Source organism: Pontibacter russatus, from assembly GCF_009931655.1.
Taxonomy (GTDB): Bacteria; Bacteroidota; Bacteroidia; order Cytophagales; family Hymenobacteraceae; genus Pontibacter; species Pontibacter russatus.
On sequence record NZ_CP047984.1, the window covers coordinates 4,697,097 to 4,718,608 of the forward strand.

14 protein-coding genes and 1 pseudogene are annotated in these 21,512 nt (G+C 56.5%); 5 read left to right on the forward strand and 10 right to left on the reverse strand.

The genetic code is table 11. The features are described from left to right. Window positions 1-2: 2 nt before the first annotated feature. Window positions 3-1,277 carry an ergothioneine biosynthesis protein EgtB gene (egtB, locus tag GSQ62_RS19415; RefSeq protein WP_161891038.1) on the reverse strand — a complete coding sequence of 425 codons (1,275 nt, stop codon included), beginning with the start codon at window positions 1,275-1,277 and terminating at the stop codon, window positions 3-5. 258 nt (window positions 1,278-1,535) lie between these two features. On the opposite strand from egtB, the gene GSQ62_RS19420 reads away from it, so the two are divergent. Continuing rightward, window positions 1,536-2,585, forward strand: a complete 1,050-nt coding sequence (locus GSQ62_RS19420) for an o-succinylbenzoate synthase (protein ID WP_161891039.1) — start codon at window positions 1,536-1,538, stop codon at window positions 2,583-2,585. A 53-nt stretch (window positions 2,586-2,638) separates the two neighbouring features. On the opposite strand, the gene GSQ62_RS19425 is transcribed toward GSQ62_RS19420, so the two are convergent. The 3 genes from GSQ62_RS19425 to GSQ62_RS19435 all read right to left on the reverse strand — a co-directional run bounded on the left by GSQ62_RS19425 (window position 2,639) and on the right by GSQ62_RS19435 (window position 6,820). Further along, window positions 2,639-3,964, reverse strand: coding sequence for a sialidase family protein (locus GSQ62_RS19425; protein WP_161891040.1), 1,326 nt, complete (start codon window positions 3,962-3,964; stop codon window positions 2,639-2,641). Between the two features lie 80 nt (window positions 3,965-4,044). Beyond that, on the reverse strand, window positions 4,045-6,336 hold the full coding sequence (locus GSQ62_RS19430) for a TonB-dependent receptor (protein ID WP_161891041.1): 2,292 nt from the start codon (window positions 6,334-6,336) through the stop codon (window positions 4,045-4,047). Between the two features lie 106 nt (window positions 6,337-6,442). Then, entirely contained in the window at window positions 6,443-6,820 is a 378-nt protein-coding gene (locus GSQ62_RS19435; protein WP_161891042.1) for a hypothetical protein, read from the reverse strand. Window positions 6,821-7,088: 268 nt separating this feature from the next. Between GSQ62_RS19435 and GSQ62_RS19440 the strand changes: the two genes are divergently transcribed. Further along, complete coding sequence (locus tag GSQ62_RS19440; protein WP_161891043.1) at window positions 7,089-7,394, forward strand: ferritin family protein; 306 nt, start codon at window positions 7,089-7,091, stop codon at window positions 7,392-7,394. Between the two features lie 18 nt (window positions 7,395-7,412). Here GSQ62_RS19440 and GSQ62_RS19445 read toward each other — a convergent pair whose 3' ends face one another. After that, on the reverse strand, window positions 7,413-9,692 hold the full coding sequence (locus GSQ62_RS19445; protein WP_161891044.1) for a TonB-dependent receptor: 2,280 nt from the start codon (window positions 9,690-9,692) through the stop codon (window positions 7,413-7,415). 360 nt (window positions 9,693-10,052) lie between these two features. Beyond that, on the reverse strand, window positions 10,053-10,748 hold the full coding sequence (locus GSQ62_RS19450) for an SIR2 family NAD-dependent protein deacylase (protein WP_161891045.1): 696 nt from the start codon (window positions 10,746-10,748) through the stop codon (window positions 10,053-10,055). A 201-nt stretch (window positions 10,749-10,949) separates the two neighbouring features. On the opposite strand from GSQ62_RS19450, the gene GSQ62_RS19455 reads away from it, so the two are divergent. The 3 genes from GSQ62_RS19455 to GSQ62_RS19465 all read left to right on the forward strand — a co-directional run bounded on the left by GSQ62_RS19455 (window position 10,950) and on the right by GSQ62_RS19465 (window position 16,276). Continuing rightward, entirely contained in the window at window positions 10,950-11,396 is a 447-nt protein-coding gene (locus tag GSQ62_RS19455) for a LexA family protein (RefSeq protein ID WP_161891046.1), read from the forward strand. Window positions 11,397-11,568: 172 nt separating this feature from the next. Beyond that, window positions 11,569-13,830, forward strand: a complete 2,262-nt coding sequence (locus tag GSQ62_RS19460; protein ID WP_161891047.1) for a malectin domain-containing carbohydrate-binding protein — start codon at window positions 11,569-11,571, stop codon at window positions 13,828-13,830. 433 nt (window positions 13,831-14,263) lie between these two features. Further along, on the forward strand, window positions 14,264-16,276 hold the full coding sequence (locus tag GSQ62_RS19465; protein WP_161891048.1) for an Ig-like domain-containing protein: 2,013 nt from the start codon (window positions 14,264-14,266) through the stop codon (window positions 16,274-16,276). 430 nt (window positions 16,277-16,706) lie between these two features. Here the strand turns inward: GSQ62_RS19465 and GSQ62_RS19470 are convergent, their stop codons facing one another. The 4 genes and pseudogenes from GSQ62_RS19470 to GSQ62_RS19485 all read right to left on the reverse strand — a co-directional run bounded on the left by GSQ62_RS19470 (window position 16,707) and on the right by GSQ62_RS19485 (window position 21,444). Further along, complete coding sequence (locus GSQ62_RS19470) at window positions 16,707-17,828, reverse strand: porin (protein WP_161891049.1); 1,122 nt, start codon at window positions 17,826-17,828, stop codon at window positions 16,707-16,709. Window positions 17,829-18,071: 243 nt separating this feature from the next. Continuing rightward, window positions 18,072-19,390: pseudogene (locus GSQ62_RS19475) on the reverse strand (ammonium transporter). A 63-nt stretch (window positions 19,391-19,453) separates the two neighbouring features. Beyond that, the gene (locus tag GSQ62_RS19480; protein ID WP_161891050.1) at window positions 19,454-19,792 is read right to left on the reverse strand and encodes a P-II family nitrogen regulator; all 339 of its coding nucleotides are present in this window, start codon (window positions 19,790-19,792) and stop codon (window positions 19,454-19,456) included. Window positions 19,793-20,397: 605 nt separating this feature from the next. After that, complete coding sequence (locus GSQ62_RS19485) at window positions 20,398-21,444, reverse strand: threonine aldolase family protein (protein ID WP_161891051.1); 1,047 nt, start codon at window positions 21,442-21,444, stop codon at window positions 20,398-20,400. Window positions 21,445-21,512 lie beyond the last annotated feature (68 nt).

The following is a 21,512-nucleotide window of genomic DNA, read 5'->3' on the forward strand; positions in this document are numbered from 1 at the left end:
ATTTATTTCTGTGCCAGCCGGATGCCGTTGTACTGCCAGCGCTTGTCAGGGTGAAAGAAGTTGCGGTAGGTGGTGCGGATGTGGCTTTCCGGGGTGGCGCAGGAGCCGCCGCGCAGCACCAGCTGGTTCAGCATAAACTTGCCGTTGTACTCGCCGATGGCCCCCGGCGCTTTCGTGAAGCCGGGATAGGGGTGATAGGCGCTGTAGGTCCATTCCCACACATCGCCATACAACTGCTGCAGCCCTTCAGTGGCGGGATTGGCCGCCGTGGGTTCCAGTCGCTTGCTCTCCATAAAGTTGCCGCCAGAGGGAGGATATACCTGCGAAGCCGCTTCCCATTCAAACTCCGTCAGCAGCCGCTTGCCGGCCCAGTTGGCGTAGGCATCCGCCTCGTAAAAGCTCAGGTGACACACCGGCTCATTTAGATTCACTTTCTCCAGCCCATGCATCGTGAAGCGGAGCCACTCCTCGTCCTGCCTCACCCAGTACAGCGGCGCCTCCAGCCGCTGGCTGTTCACCAGCGCAAAGCCCTCGTCCAGCCAGTGCCTGAAGTCTTTATAGCCGCCGTCTTCCATAAACTCCAGGTACTCGCCGTTGGTCACCAGCCGGTTCATGATCCGGAAGTCCTGCAGGAGCACCTCGTGTACGCTCAGCTCGTTGTCAAAGCAAAAGCCCTCGCCCCGGAAACCGATGGTATATACGCCTCCGGGCACTTCTAAAAAAGAAGCTTTGGTGGAGGCAGGAGTTATATATAGCTGCGGCTGTGGTTTATATACCGGCAGTAGCGGGTTGGTGCTGAGGATGTACTTGATGTCGGTGATGAGCAGCTCCTGGTGCTGCTGCTCGTGCTGCAGGCCCAGTTGCAAAAGCGGCAGCAACTCCGCTACTTTAGTCTCGCCCAGTTGCTGCAACAGCTGGTGCATGTGCTCGTCTACGTGCCGGCGGTAGGCATATATGTCGCGCAGCGGCGGCCGGGTGAGGGTGCTGCGCTGGTCGCGCTGCACGCGGCTGCCCACGCTGTTGTAGTAGGAGTTGAACAGGTAGCTGTATTGCCTGTGGAACAGTTTGTAGCCCGGCAGGTGCTGCTGCAGCAGGAACGTCTCAAAAAACCAACTGGTGTGCGCCATATGCCACTTGGGCGGACTTACGTCCACAATGGGCTGCACCACCGTGTCCTCCGGCTCCAGTGGCTGGCAAATCAATTCAGTGCGGGCGCGTATCTGCGCGTATTGCTGCGTCATCTCCTGCGTGGCAGGGGCGGTAAGGGGGGCGCTCATATATCAGGTTGTCTGTTTTTGTAAGAAATCAGGAGTAGAACAAACGCAGGGGCTACAGGTTGTGGCGATATGCCGTAAAGTGGCAAAAGGCAGGTAAAGGTCCGGCAGCGGGTACAATGGTTCAGGTTATAGATAGCGGGAACGGAAATCTGCGTTTTGTCGGCAGGGCTTCTTTCCCGGAGGCTGATCTGCTTGATTTCATTTACGTCAGAAATGGCAGTTATGGTTTATCTTGCACAGAATCAACTACAGAAACATATGCCGCTCCAACTGAGTTACATGCCCCACACCCTGCAGTTCAGGTTTGATGCCCGCACCTCGCGCGGCGCCATCTCGGAGCATAAAGTCTATTTCCTGAATCTGTGGCAGGCGGGTGCGCCGGAAGTGGTGGGAGTGGGGGAATGCGCCCCGCTCGCCGGGTTGAGCATCGACGACCGGCCCGACCTGGAGCAGAAACTGCAGGAGGTGATGCGGCAGGTGAACGGGCAGGAAGTGCAACTGCGGGCGAACAAGCCGCTGCCGCCGGAGCTGCAATTGCAGGACTGGCCCGCCCTGCGCTTTGCCCTGGAAACAGCCGTGCTTGATTTGGAACATGGCGGCAAGCGGTTTATATATAACAACGCGTTCAGCCGGGGCGAAGCCGGCATCCCCATCAACGGCCTCATCTGGATGGGCGGCAAAGCCTTTATGCAGGAGCAGATTGAGAAGAAGCTGAAGGAAGGCTACAGCTGCCTGAAACTGAAGATTGGCGGGCTCGATTTTGTGCAGGAACTGGAGATCCTGCAAAGCATCCGTGAGGTAGCCTGCACACAGGAACTGACGGTGCGGGTGGATGCCAACGGGGCTTTCTCGCCGCAGGAGGCCTACAAAAAACTGGAGCGCCTCGCCCGCTACGACCTCCACTCCATCGAGCAACCCATCAGGCAGGGGCAGCACGAGGCCATGGCCCAACTCTGCGCCTACACGCCCATTCCTATCGCCTTAGACGAGGAACTAATCGGGGTGCAGGAGCCGGAGGCAAAAGTGCAGCTGCTGGAGCATATAAAGCCGCAGTACATCATCCTGAAGCCCACATTAGTCGGTGGCCTCGCCGCCAGCGCCGAATGGATAGAACTGGCGGAGGCACGCCAAATCGGCTGGTGGGTGACCTCGGCGCTGGAGTCCAACATCGGCCTGAACGCCATCAGCCAGTTCACCGCCAAATACGACATCACCCTGCCGCAGGGCCTCGGCACCGGGCAACTCTACCACAACAACATCCCGTCGACGCTGCGGATTGAGCAGGGGCAGCTGTGGCACCGGGCATAGCTGCCTTTGTATGAAAGGCAGATGCCCGGGCAATATATAGCGGGTGCTGCGGGCTACTCCTTTACCGGAACCACCTGGCACCACACCTCACCGGCTTCGCTGTCTTTCACGGTGTAGGCAACCAGCAGCCTGCTGTCGCTAACTGGGGTGATAACGGGAAAAACAGCTGTCACAGAGTCGGGGGTGAGGCGCGAGGTGCTGAGATGCTCTCCAGTTTCGCTGCGCACCTGCAGGCTAACGCCATGGTTGGTTTGCCCCCGCTGCGGTACCCGCTCATCCCACACCAGGGCCAGCATGCCATTGCCGAATGCGGCCAGCTGCGGATGCTTGGCGGAAGGCACATTGCTCACAGGTGCGCGGGGCGTGAAGGTTCCGCCAGAGGGTTGATGGCTGTAGAACACCCCGCTGCCGCCGCCCATTGTGAACCACGCGTAGTGCATGCCCTGGCTGTTGGATGCCATCGTCGGCCCAGTGTGCGGACAGCCGTCTATGGCCCAGTTATCCGGGCTGATGCGCTCGGGCTCAGAGAAGCTGTTGCCGTTGTCCGTCGATACGAGGTGCATCATGTCGCGGATGCTGTCGTTGAGGATGCCCCGGTAAGCCACGTGCAGCTGGCCTTTCTCGTCTACGTACAGGTCGGTGCGGCAGCACTGGCAGAGGTGCTGGTCTAGCACTTTCTCCCCGCTGAAGCCGCCGCGGCCGCTGGTGCTGGCGTAATACAGCGAGGAGCCTTCCTTATCCATGTGCATCCCCATATCCATATCCCCGTGCATTTGCATGTCCTTGTCCGCAGCCGGTTCTCCCATGCCTATATCCTTTCGGGAATCGAGCCAGACGGCGGCCACGTCGCCGTTGGGCAGCAGCGCCATGTCGAAGTAACGCTCGTCGATGCTGCCGGCTCCGCTCTCGGAGAGCTGCCTCGGTGCTGTCCAGCTTTTGCCGCCATCAAAGGATTGGGTATAATACACCAGCCCGGCGTAGCTGTTCTCTTCGCTGGGGTTGCTCACGGCATACATCGCTATCATATCCCCGTTCTTTTTGTAGAGGATTTTGGAGAGGTTCTCGTCGTGCGGGTACACTCCTTTGGTTGTCAGGATTGCCTTGGGCGTCCCGAACGTTTGCCCGCCATCCGCGGAGGCGGCATAATAGAGCAGGTAATTCCCGGCTGTGTCGGTGGCCTGCACCCAGCACAGCACCGGGTTACCGTGCTGGTCCTGGGTGAGGAAGGGGGAGGCCGCCGCTTTCCCAGCCTCTGAAATTCTGAAAGCCACAGGAGGATTTGCCTCAGCCTCCTGCGATACACGTGGCAGGCAGCCTGTTGCCAGGAAGAGGATATATATAAAGCAGCAGTAGGAGATCGCACCTAAATACTTGTTCATAAAAGTGTTATATATAAATCGTGTTCAAATACCGGCGATTGGCACCGGTTTATATATCATTGGCAGGTAAAGGCATGGAGCTACGGGCCCTTTGCTGCAAAGCTGTAGCCCACCCCAACATGGAACGTTCTGGGAATGCCCTGGCGGTAACTTTTGCCGTAGGCGAACTTGTCCACGGTGGTGGCATAGAGCACATCGCTTAGATTAAGAGCATTGACCCACATCTCAAGGCCGCGCCATATATAGCCCACCCGGGTGTTGAGCAAATCATAGCCGCCGTAGTACTCGGTGTTGGCCGCATCCATATAGTACCTGCCCAGGTGCTGCCACTCCAGCCCCAGTCGCAGCCCCGGCACCAGCGCCGGTTTATATATGATTTCGGCGTTGCTGATGAAACGGGGCGCAGTGGCCATCTCGTTGCCGCTGAAGTCGTTGCCGCGCTCTGCATACTCCGCGAACGCGTGGCGCGCGTTGGTGCCGCTCCACCGCAGCAGCAGGCCATCTACCGGTTCATATTTCAGCGTGTACTCCACGCCGTAGTGCCTCGTTTCCCCGGCATTCTGGTTCTGGTAAGAGCCGTCGGGCAGGCGTACGGATATGATCTCGTTCCTCCCGTTGAGCCGGTACACGCTCACATCGAGGTAGCCTTTGTGCCGGGCGAAGCTGACCCAGCCGCCCGCCTCGTAATTGGTATAGTAGGAGGGCTGCAGACTCGGCACTTTCACGCCCCGGTACAGCTCCGAAATCTGGGGCGGCGCGAACCCGACGCTGTAGTTGGCGTAGCCCCCCACGCTGCTGCTGAGCGCGTAGGTCATGCCCAGTTTCGGCGACAGACTTCGGAACCCGTTCCGCTCGTCGGGCGCTCCGGTAAAGGCGCTGGGGGTAAGTTTGTTATCGAAGGTGTAATCCAATCGGTCGTAGCGCAGGGCGGCCACCACTTTCAGTTTCTCCGAGGGGTACATCTCCAGGTGCGTGTAGGCGGCTGTGTTCAGCAGGTTCACGTGGTAGTCCGTCAGCAGCGAGTCGGTGGGGGTGTAGCCGGTGTAGGTGCCGTCAGCGCTGCGGTCGATGGCTATATAGTGGGCCTGGTAGGTGGCGGGGCTGTGGTCCAAGCTCAGGCCACCGATGAGCTGTGTGCTCAGGAAATTAAAAGATTTGCGGTGCTGCGCGAGGAGGCCGTAGCTGCGGAAAGCATCTTCGTTTATCTCCCCCCGCGCCTTCAGTGGGTTGCCGGCTACGCTGGCGATGGCGTAAAATGGGTTCTGCCCAATGGCGCTGTGCCGGAAGAACGCGCTGACCTGGGTGTGGTTACCGGCGTTCCACTCATGCTCCAGCGTGCTTCTCACCCGCAGGGCATTCACTTTGCGGTAGGTGAAGGTGTGCAGACTGGTGTAGTCTTTGGCAAAGAACCGGGTGCTGTCAAGGCCGCCCGTCTGGTCGGTCTTGTAGTCGACGAGGGTGGCGGCGGTCACCAGCTTGCTGCGGCCGCTGAGGCTGTAGTCGGCCCGGAGGGTGAGGGCCAGCTTGTCGAAGTCGCTGTGCTCGATGATGCCGTCGCGCTGGGCGGCGTAGTAGCCACCGGCATATATGCCCAGCTTGCCTTTCGTGCCGGAGGCGCTGAAGTCGGTGCGGCGGTAGCCCCGGTCGCTGACCTCCGCCTGCAGCCTGGCCGTCAGGACCTGCGAGGGTGCCTGCGTGATGAAGTTGACCGCGCCGCCGATGGCCTCGCTGCCGTAGAGCGAGGAGGCCGGGCCGCGGATCACCTCCACCGTCTTCAGCGCAGCCATGTTTACCTCAATCAGCGCGTTGTGGTTAAAGTCGCCGGTGGCCCGGATGGGGATGCCGTCCTCGAGGTAGAGGAACAGGCTCTTGTACCCGATGGGCTGGCGGATGGCCATGGTGTGCTGCTCATTGCCGAGGTTCACCATATATACCCCGCTCACTTTGTTCAATACCTGGTCCAGCGTCACGGGTTTGGTGTCGAGGAGGGTCTGGCGGGAAATGGCGCTGATGGCCACCGGCACCTCGGAGCGCGCCTGCGCCTCCCGGCTCGCCGACACCACCACCTGGCTCAGCTGGCTGGCGGCTGGCCGGAGCTGTACCAGCATCCCGTTGCTGGCCAGCGGCAGTTTTTGCGGGGTATAGCCGATATAGGAAACGACAAGGGAATCGGCGGACTGGCCGGAGGATATGGAAAAGCTGCCGTCGGGCGCGGTGATGGTGCCCGCCTGCGCCTGGGTCAGCCGCACGCTGACGGCCTCCAGCGGCTCTCGGGTAACGGCGTCAATCACCCTGCCGCTGACGGCTGTCTGGGCGTACGCGTAGCGGCACAGTGCCAGCAGGCACACAGTGCAGTATATAATACGTTGCATATAGGAATTGCTACAGGTTAAAGGATACGCTGGTGCACGCGCAGCCAGCGGAAAAGGCCGGGCATGGCGTCCTGCTCAGGCAGAAGTTGCCGGAGAAATAAATCTTTTACGCTGCGTAGCGCGGCGGATGGAAAATGGAGTAAGTCACTTTCAGGGGATGGCCCTGGCGGAATGGCGTGGAAAGAGCGGCTCTGTAGCTCGCGTCATGCGCGGGGAGGCGGAACAGGGCCTGGCAGTAGAGCGTTACGGGCAGCTCCTGTTTCCGGGCTTTGTCGTTCGCCTGCTTGTCCGACTGCTCACTTTTCTTCAGCTCTTTCTTCAGGTGGCACTTGCCCTCGCACTGCAGCTCCGGCTTGTCCCGGTTGATGCACAGGAACTCCATGATATAGTCCTTGCGGAGCTGATAATCCAGCACAATAAACACCTTGCCGAAACTCTGCAGGAGTATCAGGGCCAGGAGCGATATGAGGAAAGCCCTCTTCATGGTTTTGTGTGCAGGGTACTTGCTTTTATATATAGAATGCAGCTGTACGAATCATGCCGCTAAGGTAGGTATGCGCAGCGGCACAAAGAATGACATTCATCTTGTTGTGAGTGACTTTTATCATCAGGTCAGCTTTGCCGCCGCCTGTAGCTTATTTGAGAGCAGCTGCCCTTTGACTGGCTTTTGCTTCGGCGGCTATATATAAGCCCAACCCAATAGCCTGGCGAAGCGTTAGGAAAAGACATCGTTTCAACTTAACCCCTAACTTATGCCAACCGAACAGTACCACGAGCCCGCCCACGAACTCTCCGACAGCACCCGCACCTTTGTGCGCATGATTACCTCCGTGATTGAAGAGGCCGAAGCCATTAGTTGGTACGAGCAGCGCATCTCGGTGGAGAAAGACGAGGAGGCAAAAGCCATCATGAAAAACGCGCAGAACGAGGAGTTCAAGCACTTCGGCATGGACCTCGAGTTCCTGCTGCGCAGGAAGCCCGCCTGGCGCGAGATGATGAAAGCCATCCTCTTCACCGAGGGCGACATCGTGGCAAAAGGCGAGGAGGCGGAGGATTAAGTTATCTCCTTTACGGAGCTACATCAACCCAAACTTCAGCCCGAAGAAGAACGTGCGCGGCCGCGCCGGGCCGTATACGTAGTTGCTGTCGCGGTACTGGGTGGTGTCGAAATCCCGCTGGTACGCGTTGAACATGTTCTGCACGCCGGTGCTCAGCTGCAGGTCTTTCCCAATGCTTTTGATGGTGAAGCGGTAAGCCAGTTTCACGTTGTTCTCCACAAAGGTGGGGGAGGTATATAACACATCCTCTGCCACGCCGGGCGCGCCGCCGAAGTGCGGCACCTGCATCGGGCCCGTCAGCACCCCGGAGAATGAGGCGGTAAAACGGCTTTGGGGCAACAGCGTGAGCACGTAATAGCCGTAGGTGGCAGGCGTGCGCAGGTACTCCCGCGTGCCCGCTATCTCCGCTGACCAGGCCACCGGCTCGTCGTAGCGCGACTGCTGAACCGTAATGCCCGTCTCCAGCTGGAACCGCTGATCATAGTTGAGGCGGCCTTCCAGCGTTGCACCCCTCACCGTGGAGTTGCCCCCGTTCTTGCGCAGCAGCAGCTGGTTGCCGTTTTCGTCCGTCCCGATTTCCTCCAATACAAAGGCGTCGTAGAGGCGTGTGTGGAAGCCGTCCAGCGTAAAGCCATAGATCATCTGCTCGCTCGCCTTGTTGTAATCCACTGAGGCGTTAAAGCTGCTGGAGGTTTCTTCCTGCAGGTTCGGGTCTATCCGTATAAGGGAAACCCCGCCTCCCGCAAACGCGATGTGCAGGTCTGCCTCGAAGGCTTGCGGTGCTCTGAAGCCACGGGCGTAGGAACCACGGAACTGTGTGGTAGTTCCCAGCTTGTAGACGGCGCTCAGCCGGGGCGTCAGCGTGAGCCCTTCCACGTTGTTGTGGCTGTTGGCCCTCACCCCGGACAGCACAGTAATGCCCGGGCTAATATCCCAGTCGCTTTGCAGGAACAGGCCCGTCAGGTTTGTTTTCTGGTCGATGAGGTAGTTGTAGGCCTTTATCTCATCTAAGGTATAGTCATACTGGTGCTCGGCACCCGCGGTGAGGGTGTTGCTGCCGCCGAAAAAATCGGGCAGGCTGTAATTGAACTGGAAGCCACCCTGCGCCGTCCGGTTCTTGGTGTTGCCCCAGCCGTCTGACTGGTCGATGCCGGTATAGTGGGTGCGGCTGGTGCTCTGCGCCGAGCCGTAGACACTAAAGGAGGCCTTGCCGCTTCGCAGTTGGTGGTCCCAGTTGAGGCCGGCCACCAGGTTGTTCTGCAGCCGGTACTCTGCCTGGTCGGCCCGGTCAGCGGGACCCTCAAGCTTGTTGCCGCCGTGGCGCTCCTCCTGTATGCTCCAGCCATTCACGTCAATCTGGTCGCGTTCGGTGGGTTTGAAGAAGGAGTTAAAGCCGAAGGAGTTGTTCTTGAGCTCCGCCAGCTCCGAGAACCCGTCGCCGTTGGCGTCATATGCCTCCTTGTCGCGGTGCGAGGCAAAAAACGACACCCCCGCATTCCGCGCCTCATTCACGGTGTTCACATTGGCGTTCAGGAAGTGGTCCCAGGCTTGTCCGTCAATCACGGAGGAGGTAGAGGAGAGGGTGTAGGTGCTTTCCTCCGGCTCTTTGGTGATGATGTTGACGGTGCCCGCAATCGCGCTGGAGCCATATAGCACTGAGCCTCCGCCGCGCACCACCTCCACCCGTTCCACCATATTGGCCGGTATCTGCTCCAGGCCGTACAGGCTCATCAGCGACGTGAAAACAGGGCGGCTGTTGATGAGAATCTGGGAATAGGAGCCGCCGAGCCCGTTCATGCGCAGCTGGGTGTAGTTGCAGGTCTGGCAGTCGGTTTCCATGCGCAGGCCCGGCTGGAAGCAGAGCCCCTCCGACAGCGTGTTGGATTGGGTGAGATTAAAGATTCTGCTGTCAAGCACGTTCACTGCCACCGGACTCTCCAGCCGGCGGCGTTCGGTGCGCGTGCCGGTTACCACCACTTCATTTAGCGAGGCGTTTACTTCGGCCATCCGGATGTCCAGCGTTATATCCGAACCGGGTATTACCTCCACTTGTCTTTGCGCTGGTCTATAGCCGATGGCGGTTACCTGCACCTCATATGTCCCGGCAGGCAGTTTGTCCATTATATATAGTCCTTCCTCATTGGTAGACGTGCCCCAGGAGGTGCCTTTTAGCATCACAGTGGCGTAAGGCAATGCACCGGAGCTTGCTGTTACCTTTCCGCTTAACGTGCCCGTCTGTGCATGCACGGCAGGGCCCAGGCTGCCTATTAACAGCAAAAGTATAATTCTCTGTACCATTCCTAATTCGTTTAAAGAAGTTGACGATGATAATTAGGAACGCTAAATTACAAATTTAGATTTGTCTAAAATTCATTTTTACATATTTTATTTCTTCTTGAAGATAAGATTCTGAAGTGTCCCGCTGTTACTGATTGGTAATGTCCTGCAGGCAAGCGTCTGTTACTTGTGCCTCTATCATATATGGCCTGTGGCGTGAGGGCTCCTCTTAGGCTACTATACCCGAGCCTCCGATCTAGTATCGAGAATTTATATATAAACAATATTGATTTTTATAACTCCTGGCTGGGCCTGTAGAATGAAAAAAGGAGTGAACAGAGGCGGTGCAAGAACGATATAGGTAGAGGGCGGTAACGCAAATCATATATACTTCTCGCGCAGCACCTGCGCCACTTTCTGCATGCCGGTGCTGGCTTTCTCTTCGTAGCTATATAGGTTGGGGCGGCGGCGCATCTCGGGCAGGTTCGGGTCCACGACAAATATCGGCACTCCATCGGGCACAAAATCTACAAGACCAGCTGCCGGGTATACAACAAGCGAGGTACCCACCACCAGAAAGATATCGGCCTGCGTGGTTTCTTCCATGGCCTGCTCCATCAGGGGCACCGGCTCCCCGAACCACACAATGTTGGGCCGCAACTGCGAGCCGCGCGCACATTTGTCGCCTTTTTTCAACTCCCAGCCTTCCATCGGATATATAAGCGTGGGGTCGAGGGTGCTGCGGCTCTCGAACAGTTTGCCGTGCAGGTGAAGGACATTGCTGCTGCCCGCGCGCTCGTGCAGGTCGTCCACGTTCTGCGTGATGATGCGCACGTCAAAATCCTTCTCTAGGTCGGCAAGCGCTGTATGGCCTGCGTTGGGCTGTACGCCTTGGGCGTTTTTGCGCCGCTGGTTATAGAAGTCAAGCACCAAGTCCGGATTTTTGCGCCAGCCCTGCGGTGAGGCCACCTCCATCACATCATGCCCTTCCCAAAGCCCGTTCCTATCCCGGAACGTGGCAATGCCGCTCTCGGCGCTTATCCCGGCGCCTGTCAGCGCCACCAGTCGTTGTTTCATGCTGTTTTTCTACTGTCACTTCTTGCTATACCCTCCCCGTGCCTGCGTTGTTGCCTGCAGCAGCAGCCTTCTATGATTTAATAGACAGTCTAGTAATGAATCCATAAACCCCAAAACAAGAGGGGGTGCAGCAGGAAAAATTAGTGCTAAAATAATTAGTAAATATGAGGCTAAAACTAATTTAATTCGTAAAATAGCGGTATGAAAACAGAAATTACCATCATCGACCGAATGGATGCGGTGCAATTACAGGACATGACAGCGCATCACTTGTTCTTATATTCATCGGCTGTGCAGGCTGGGCTGCCGGGGCCAGCCGCGGGATATGACGCGGACCCGATTGACCTGAACGCGTATATTACAGAAAACCCCCAGGCCACGTTTCTGGCGCGGGTGGAGGGCGACTCCATGATAGGGGCGCATATAGAACCGGGAGACCTTGTGGTGATAGACCGCTCCCTGAAACCTGAGAGCGGTCGCATCGTGCTGGCTTTCGTAGCCGGGGAGTTTACCATCAAGCGGCTGGTGCTGAAACCGGAGGGAGCCTTTCTGGAGCCGGAGAACCCGGCATATGAGCGCATTAAAATAAACCACCCCGACATGGGGCGAATCTGGGGCGTGGTGGTGGCTATCGTGAAAAAAGTGTGATCACCCGCCTGAAATGCCATCGTTTCTCTCCACCATATGTCTCTGCCGATACCATATGGCATAAATTAGATATATGATGCGGCTCATCCTTTTTCGGAAGAAAGCGTATACAGCTTTTTCAAAATATCACGCATTCTATATTATCTTATGCTATATTTATTTACCTTGCCATATGTTTAAGTTTTCGGCTTTACTTCTGATTCTCTCCGGACTGTGTATAGAGGCGGGTGCAGTTAAAAGAGACTGGTTAACCCGTGCCGGGCAGGAGACGCCTAATACTGCTGCCATCACAAAGAAAGCCACGTCTGAGACCCCGCAAAGCAGCCCCCATATGGTGGTGGAGAACCAGGACGGATTCCCTGCCCCGGATCACCTGACCTTCTCCAATGTGCAGGCCCCGTGGAGCCGTGAAGGCACGCCCCAAAACCGTAACCACGACAAGGTAAAACTCCGGATCAGTAACAGAGGCACGGGAGACCTGATCGTCACAGACTTGAAAATATCGGATGGAGACCTGTGGAAAATTGACCGGCTGGGCGACCAGGAGTACAAAGCGGCCACAGACTTGCCGCTCACTGTCAAAGCGGGAGCATCTGAAACGCTAACCTTGGAGTTCATCGCCAAAAACCAGTCCATACGTGTGACGGTGCTGCACGGCTCGCTTCATATCTCCTCTAACGATGACGCCGCCCCCGAAAAAGAGGTGAAGCTACACGGCCTGTGGCAACGGGTCGGCGAAGGCAACAACGAGCCGTATGCGCAGGAGATTATCAACGCCTTCGGCTTTAAAACCAACACCGGGTATGAACATGACGACGGAGCGAACAAAGGGGAGTCCGCCGTTCCCGGCTCTGATGAAATAATTTCCTCCTTTTTTGTGCGGGCGGACCCCAGCCGGCCTGTGGAGGTGATACAGATGGCCGCCTACCACGGGTGCTGCTCCCAGGTGGAATCATTCAGGTGGTATGAAAAGGGTGCCTCTTCCACCAAAACGCTCTTTACGCACAATGGCGTAGACGGGCAGTCGCTGCTCCCGAGGAAGAGCGGATCTTCCTCGGCCCTTGCCAAAGGCAGCTTCAGCCCAGGCGGCGCTTTTGGCTTCCGGGTCGGAAGCGCCTATTCTGACAGAACCCGTAACGATGAGGAGAAACTGGGGATGCGGATCTGGAAAGCAATTGATGCGGGAGGCAACGTTATTCCCAACGCCTATATCATCGGCACCGACTACCTCGGCACAGACTTCACGAATTACGACTATCAGGACAACGTGTATTTTGTGCGCAACATAAGGCCGGAGACAGGCACCGCTTATTATTCTGAACTTGCCGCCGCTCCCTCGGCAGTTCACTTTAGTCCGGTGCAGGTGGGCCGCAGCGCAGGTCTAACCGTTGCATTGAGTAACCTGGGCAAAACTTACGGCGACGGCAGCAGTGACCCTTCCATCCAGATCGCACGGGTAGAAATTGTGGGCCCCGACCGCGCTGCGTTTGCTGCGGCCAAGCCCGCGGCTACCCAACTTGCGGTGCAGACCTCTGTTAACATGACAGTGGAATTCAGGCCGATAAGCCAGGGGCTGAAGAATGCGGCGCTGCTCGTCTATTTCACCAACGGGGCCTCGCCGCTCCGCATCCCGCTCTACGGCACCGCAAATGGGGGAGGCGCCGCCATTACAGCCGTGCGGCGCATCAAGGGCGCCGCCAACGCGAACGTAACCATCGGGGGAAACGTATGGGAGGCAGACAAAGCCTACCGCAAGGGAAGCATCAAACTGGACAAGCAGGTGGTGACCACGCCGATTGCCGCCACCGACGACGATGAACTGTATCAGACCTACCTCTCTGCCGAGAAGGATTTGGCGGAGACCAGCTACGAAATACCGCTGGAGAATGGAACTTATACCGTACGGATGCACTTTGCTGAGAATTACTGGTCGGCAGAGGCCGATCGGATATTTGACATCTATATAGAGGATCAACTGCGGCTGCAGGGCCTGGATATATATAAAGAGATTGGTTACAGAACGGCGATGGTGAAGGATTTCGAGGTAAGTGTGGCAGGGGGAATACTGAATATTAACTTTGATCCCAGCGTGAACCGGGTAGCCATCGCGGGACTGGAGATATTCAAGAGCCAGGCGAACGTGACCGGCCTTGACCCTGCAACGTTAACAGAAAAGAGGCGCCTCGTAGTGTATCCCAATCCGGGAGAGGGGGACGAAGTGCAGATTGTGCTGGAGCACTTCGGCAGCCACGAGCCGGTGACTGTTACGATGCACGACATACTGGGGAAAGTGGTGTATTCCAAAAGCCTGCAGACCGACGCGAAAGGAAGTGCGACTGCACCCATCGCCGTCGCTGCGCTTCACAAAGGAGTATATATAGTGAAGGTGGAGGACCCGGAGGGGGAAGTGCAGAGCAAACTGCTCGTGAAGTGACAAAGGGAGGGTACTGCCAACCCAGCACCTGCATATAAATCGTTGCTGTGGCTGCCCAGAAAATTTAATTCAAATATACTTTGTGTTATATTTATATATAACTATATTGTGCATGTTTTCTAATTTAGTGGTACGCCTTTTGTAGCTCACCTTCTTCCTCGTCTGCTTCGAAAAACTGCGGCAGGAGAGCGTTAGCAGGTTCCCGGGCATATACAGCAAGCTGTGCAATATGAATATAAAATCTACTCTGACAGTATCCATTCTTTTATTATCAGGCTTACGTCGTTTATACCGAAAGCTGCTGGCAGGCTCTTTTATGCTGGCTGTACATATACTGTTCGCCGGACATCTCTCTGCTAACCCGGCCGCTCTGGCTTCAGGTCCAAGTGGACCCTGGTTTGCTTTTTACCATAGAGGTGGTACGCCCCCTGATGTGCTTGCCGACAACACTGCCGCCGCGCGCTGGTTCTCACGCCCCTATGTCTCAGAGGTGCGTCCGGCTGACGGGGCGAAGGAAGTTCCGCTGGATATGTCCGTTTCCGTAGACCTGATGTTTCCCGGCACCAGTGCCATCAATGGCAGTACCGTGAACCCTGCCAGCGTAAGGCTTTACGTGGTCGAGGGCAGCAGGAAAAAATTAGTGTCGGGTACGGCCGTCAACGCATCCGCCGCCGGCGATGCCATCACCCTTTCGGCCTCCCTGGCCCCGCTCACTGTATATGAGTTTGAGATCACGGATCAGGTGACGGACATGGACGGCAACCCGCTGATGCCGTTCACCTCCCGGTTCACCACTTCCAGCAGGATCCCGGCCACGCTGTCCGGTCTGGAGGGGGTTGCCTTTTCCGCGCAAACGCTGGTCTCCTCCGACTTCGGCAAAGACGGGTTTACAAGTTTGGTGATTGGCCCCGACCACCGCCTCTACGCCACCACCTCTGGCGGAAAGATTGCGCGCTGGGACATCGCACCCGATGGAACACTCCAGAACCAGGTCATTATTTCCCCTTTCAACAACGAGCGGCGGCTGGTGATCGGCATTCACTTCGACCCTGCCGCCACAGACACCAAACTCATCGCCTGGATATCGCATTCTTCCGGCAGCTTTGAGGGCGCGCCAGACTGGTCCAGCTGTATCGCAAAAGTTGATCTGAGCAACCCTGCCAGTCCGACATACACCAGCTATATCACCAACCTTCCCCGCTCATTCAGGGATCACTCCATCAACTCCATCGATTTTGGACCGGACGGTGCCTTGTATGTGACCATAGGCAGCAACACAGCGATGGGCCTAACCAGCAGGTTCTGGGGCGACAGGCCGGAGAGATTGCTTTCTGCGGCCGTCTTGCGCCTGGACATAAAGAAGGCGGAGCAGCATACCCTGCCCCTGGATGTGAAGACACCGGACGGCGGCGGGACTTACGACCCCTATGCGAAGGACGCTCCGCTCACCATATACGCAACGGGCATACGAAACGCCTATGACCTGGTGTGGCACAGCAACGGCCGGCTCTATGTGCCCACCAACGGCTCCGCGGCCGGAGGCAACACGCCTGCCCTCACATCCGGTACTGTGTGGTCTAACGGAAAGGCATACACCGGCCCCGATATTCCGGCCCTGACGGATGTGCGCGATACCCAAAACGACTACCTGTACTGTGTTGAAAAAGGGGGGTATTATGGCCACCCCAACCCGTTGCGGAACGAGTATATCCTCAATGGCGGCAACCCGGAGGAAGGGGAGGATCCGGCGGAGATACTTTGGTCGAGCAAGGGCATTACCTACGGCTATCCGACGGGTACTCCCGTGGAGCCCAACTTCCGGTACTGGTCCTATGACTTCGGCAAAAATATTTCGCCCAATGGCGTGATAGAGTACAAGAGCAACGCGTTTGGCGGAAAGCTGCAGGGCCGCCTGATGGTATGCCGCTTCAGCGGAGGCGATGATATCATCATGCTGGAGCCTAGCAAAACGAATAAGGGCATTGCCAGCGCCGTGGACGGTATCATGGTGCCGGGGCTGCGCCGTCCGTATGCAAACCCGCTGGATATAGTGGAAGACGAACGGACTGGCAACCTCTATATATCGGAATACTTCGAGGGAAATGGCAGCGGAGTGCCGCAGATAACTTTACTGAAAGCCAGCGTTCCGGTCGGCGTTGAAGCGCCTATTGAGGTGGACACCGTAAAGCTGGCGGTTTATCCAAACCCGGCCAACGGAACCGGTGTTACCGTATCGATGCGCGGGCTCGGGGCGCAGGAAGAGGTTGCGGTGACGGTGCTTGACGTAACGGGGCGCGGGATGCACACCACTAAGATGACGGCCGACGCGAAGGGCACAGCCCATACGCAGGTAGCTGTTGCGCAAAACCTTTCAGGCGGCATATACTTTATCAAGACGACCTGTGCATCGGGTATGGTGAAGTATCAGCGGCTGCTGGTGCAGTAGCAGGTTACATCCATCCCATGTCAATCTTCCATTCCGACCAAAAAGTACCGCCACCGGCGCGGCTTCTTTTTAGTCAGTTTACAGGGATGAATTCATATAAGCAACCGCTATAAAACACATGTAAAAAGTCCCTTCAGACAAGCCTCTGAAGGGACTTTTTACATGTGAAACGGAAATTGTTCACCTCTACTGAAAGCCGCTTTACACCCCCGGCTTCGCAAATCCAGGTTTCGCAGCCGGGGAGATGCTTTCAGGATATCCGGAGGCTTTCCCGAAAAACTTCGGAGTAAATCAATTCCCCTTCAGCTCCTCAAGGAAAAAGTGAACAGTTTCGCATTAAGCTAGTGAGTGCTGGAATCGCCTTAAGATGCAATCGCCTATATGCGGCGTGTCACACAAATCAATTCCCGGGCTCACGCTCACTGCAAAATTATTCTGTACTGAAATAATATATAAACGCGGCGCCGACTGTCGCCTGGGTTTTCTTGGTATATAGCCCGTTGGAGCTTTCAAAGAAGTCGTCGGTGGCTTTATCAAAACGGAACTCCGGCTTGATGTTCAGGTTGCCATCAGCCACTTTTATATCCCCCGTCAGCGTGACTGAGGCCACCTGCAGCGGGCCGAAGTAACGCACACCCTCCGGGTCGGAGAAGTACTCGGTGCGCAGGCCAAGCCCGAAGACAGGGCTGGAGGCATAGTTTATATATAACGCGCCACCACCCCAGCTGGCGTCATCCGACCAGTAATCTTCCGGGTTCCGCTCCGACGTGCCGGAATAGAAGTGGCCGTAGGCGGCGTTAACGCCCACCTTCAGCGCATCGTTCAGCTGGTAGGCAGAGGTGAAGTCATAAAGGCTGGTGTAGGAACCTCTGCTGTTGCCGAAGTTGGAGAGGGTGTTGTACTCGTCGCCGCCAATCCAGTTGACGTACATGTCGAAGCCCGGCACCGGGGTAAGGTGCGCCTGCGCCGTGATGGATTTCTTGTTGTTGAAATCCGTCAGGCCGTCCCAGCCGTTTACCACGCCCACCATCAGGCCCAGCTTCTCGCTGGCCGCAAAGTTCAGCTTCGCGCCGGTGTGGTAAAAGGGGCCGTTGCCGAAAAGGTACGACAGGCTGTAGTTGTAGTTCAGGGGCGCGTCTATCAGCTCGTACCCGATGTGCGTGCCGTACTGCCCGATGGTGAAGTTCAGCTTTGGGGTGAGGTCGTAGGAGAGGTACGCCTGTTTAATGATTTTTGCGGTGCCCTCGTTGCCGAAGTTGCCCAGTTCCGCGTTCGGCCCGAAGGTAAGGTCAGCCACCACGGTGGCGCGGCCTTTGGAGTAGGTGAACATGGTCTGCACCAGGCCCAGCGCAATGCTGTTGTGCTTCGTGTCGAATATCCTGCCCTGGTTGAGGCCTGACTCGGGGTTGTTCAGGTTGTACTGGTAGTAAGCGTCCACATACCCGCTGATGGTGAGAGCGCCTTTGGCCTCTTCTGTTGGAGTTTCCTGGGCATTGGCTATATTTGCTCCTGCGAGGAAAGTAGCTGCGGCGAGTGATAAAAGTCTTTTCATGGTCTTTTCTTTTAGTGATGGATGTATTTTGGGAGAAATATTCAGGCACTCTTTTCCTGCCGCGCTTCTCAAATTGCCGTTTTCGAAGCAGTGGCCGATTTTTAGGAGGAGTGTTAATCTTTCACGGGAGACGGACTGTGGAGGCGCCGCTTGTTCAGCCTGCCTTGCTTTGGTAAAACAGTGGTAATGCCTCGACCGCATTACCACTTGTTTTACCGCTATGCCATCTATATATCATTCGGCTTACTCTGCTGTCACCGTTTTGCCCGCCTCTTTGTGGCTGCGTGCATTATGGGCCGCCATCATTTCTTTCTCGTCCATGGTGAGCTCATAACCGGTTCCGCTGAAGTCAGGGTAGGCGTGCATCTTGTGCTCGTGTATGTCGAGGCCCTCGATCTCCTCACGCGCGCTCACCCGGATGCCCATCGCCACTTTCAGCACGTACCACACCGCGAAGGCAAAGGCAAAGCTGAACGCACCCACCACACCAATGCCCACCATCTGGCTGATTAGCTGGTCTACACCCGCCAGCGCACCAAACAATCCCACCGCCAGGGTGCCCCATATACCGCACACCAGGTGTACAGAAAGCGCGCCCACCGGATCGTCGATGCGGATGCGGTCGAAGAAAGCCACCGCCAGCACCACCAGCGCACCGGCAACAAGGCCGATGACAATCGAATCTGTAACACCCATCTGGTCAGCGCCAGCCGTGATGCCCACCAAGCCAGCCAGAATGCCGTTCAGCACCATCGTAATGTCGCTTGCCTTGAACATCACCAGCGACAGGAGGCAACCGCCTATAGCGCCTGCGGCGGCGGCCATGCTCGTCATCACCAGCACCCGCGATACCGTGCCCGGGTCGGCCGACAGCACGGAACCGCCGTTAAAGCCGAACCAGCCCAGCCAGAGAATGAACACGCCGATGGTAGCCAGCGGAATGCTATGCCCCGGGATAGGCTTTATCTTGCCGTCCACATACTTGCCGAGCCTCGGGCCGAGCAGCATGATGCCCGCCAAAGCGCCCCAGCCGCCCACGGAGTGGACCAGCGTAGAGCCCGCGAAATCATAAAAAGGAACATCCAGCGTGTTCAGGAAGCCTCCCCCCATTTCCACATGCCCACGATCGGGTAGCACAGCCCCACAAAAAGGAGAGAGAAAGCGATAAAGGCAGAAAGTTTGATGCGCTCGGCCACCGCCCCCGAGACAATGGTGGCGGCCGTGGCGGCAAACATCCCCTGGAACAGGAAATCCGTCCAGAAGGTGTAGCCCTGGTTGTAGGCAGCCGTCTCGCCGCCCTCCGGCAGCGGTATGCCGAAACCGGAGAAGCCGATGAAACTGCCGGCAAAGCTCTCGCCCGGATACATCAGCGAGAATCCCCAGAGTGCGTACGTGACCAGCCCGATGGCCGGAATCATACTGTTTTTGAAAAGTATGTTCACCGTGTTCTTCGACCGGGCCAGGCCCGACTCCAGCGTGGCAAACCCAAGGTGCATGGCAAATACCAGGAAGATGGAGACCATCATCCAGACGTTGTTCGTGACAAATAATTCTTGTGACATGTCGTAGAGGTTTAGTTTCGAAATTGATTTGCGGTTTTTGTTATGTGAGGTTTGAGATGTTTGCTACAGTGCGAGTTCACCGACCTCCCCGGTCCGGATGCGGATGACGGCCTCCACATCCATGATGAAGATCTTTCCGTCGCCCACTTTGCCCGTGTTGGCGACCCGCAGAATTGTCTCCACGACCTCCTCCACGTGGTCCTCCGTCGCGATGAGCTCAATCTTTGTCCGGGGGATGAACCCGACACTGTAGGTAGTGCCCCTGTACACCTGCGAGGAGCTGTGCTCTGAGCCGAATCCCTTTATATCATAGGTAGACATAAAGGCAATTCCGATTTCAGTCAGGGCTTCATATACCTCCTCAAACTTGGATGTTCTAATGATGGCTTCAATCTTTTTCATAAGGCATGTTTCTCGTTTAGGGTATGGTTCAATAGGGGGTGATGTTTAAATTTTTATGAAAGTAGGAGATGTACCCCATATAAACAATAGGGGGTATAGAAAAAATTTGTAAATAATTTAAAAATATGGGTGTATAGATGATAGGGTGGTAGTGAAACAAGGTAAACGTTGATAGTTTGTAATTTTATTGACAGTATAAAGCGCAGTATATATAGCGGAGGAAGCTATTCTGAAGTGAAGGGTAGGGGCTGGCTTTAGTAGCTATATATCATGATGGGATATAGCCGGAAAAAAGGTACTGAGGTCTTAACGGCAGTGGCTGGCGCCAGAAGGTGCAGTGCCGAAGCAGGACAAGTAGAAGCCGGAAGAGAGAATCTGTGCCGGCTGCAACTGAGCCAGTAGCCGTTGCGGAAGAGAAAGGTTGAGTTGAGCTATATATACCTGGCGTTTCGCAGAGGGTGTATCCCTGAGAAGGTATAGTGCAGGAAAGTCCCCCTTCGAAGGGGGACAATAATTGTTTTGCGTAACGTCAGGTATAATAATGGGGCAAAAAAAGCGCGGGTTTCTCCCGCGCTTTTCTGCTGTTTTACGTGTTCTATATAAAACTACGATGTGGCAGCCGGTGCCTCGATCAGCGCCTGCAATACCTGCAGCGTGTGTTGCAGCATTTCCTCAGTAACGTCGAGGTGCGTCACGAAGCGGATCATCTGGGGGCCGAAGCTGGCGGCACGGATGCCCCTGTTGGCCAGCGCATTCACAAATGCTTTGTCACTGTATTTGTCGTTCAGTTTGAAGATGACAATATTTGTTTCAACGGGCAGCACGCTCTCCACATAATCTGTCTGCAGCAGGGCAGCTTCTATCTCCTTCGCTTTCCGGTGATCCTCCTGCAGGCGCCCGACGTGGTTATCCAGGGCATATAGACATGCGGCTGCGAGGTAACCGGCCTGCCGCATACCGCCACCGAGCACTTTGCGCACACGGCGCGCCCTTCTGATGAAGTCGCTGCTCCCTAATAGCACAGAACCGACAGGAGCGCCCAGCCCCTTGGAGAGGCAAACGGAAATGCTGTCGAAGTACCTGCCGTAGTCTTGGGCATCGTCGCCGGAGGCCACCAGCGCGTTGAACACACGGGCGCCGTCGAGGTGCAGGGCCAGGCGGTGGCGCCGGCATATGTCCGCAATGGCCGCGATCTCCGCCAGGGTGTAAAAGGTGCCGCCGCCCTTGTTGCAGGTGTTCTCAAGCGACACCAGTTTTGTCTCCGGGAAATGGACGTTGTCCAGCGGGCGGATGTGCGCCTCCACCTGCTCTGGCGTCATTTTGCCCCGGGTGCCGTGCACCAACGCCGTAGAGGCCCCCGAGTTGAAGGCAATGCCGCCCCCTTCATACTGGTATATATGGGAGGTGATGTCGCAGATAACCTCAGTCAGCGGCTGCGTGTGTACTTTGATGGCGATTTGGTTGGTCATGGTGCCGGAAGGGCAGAAGAGCCCCGCCTCCATGCCGAACAGGATGGCCGTTTTTGCCTCCAGCGCGTTGACAGTGGCGTCCTCTCCATATACATCGTCGCCCACCTCGGCGCTGAACATGGTTTGCAGCATGGCGGGTGTGGGCCGGGTGACGGTGTCGGAGCGCAAGTCTGTTATCTGCATAGCAATTTGATAGGGGAAATATTTTACTTTGTAAATTTAATGAGTTACTTTTGCCGTTCAAATTAAAT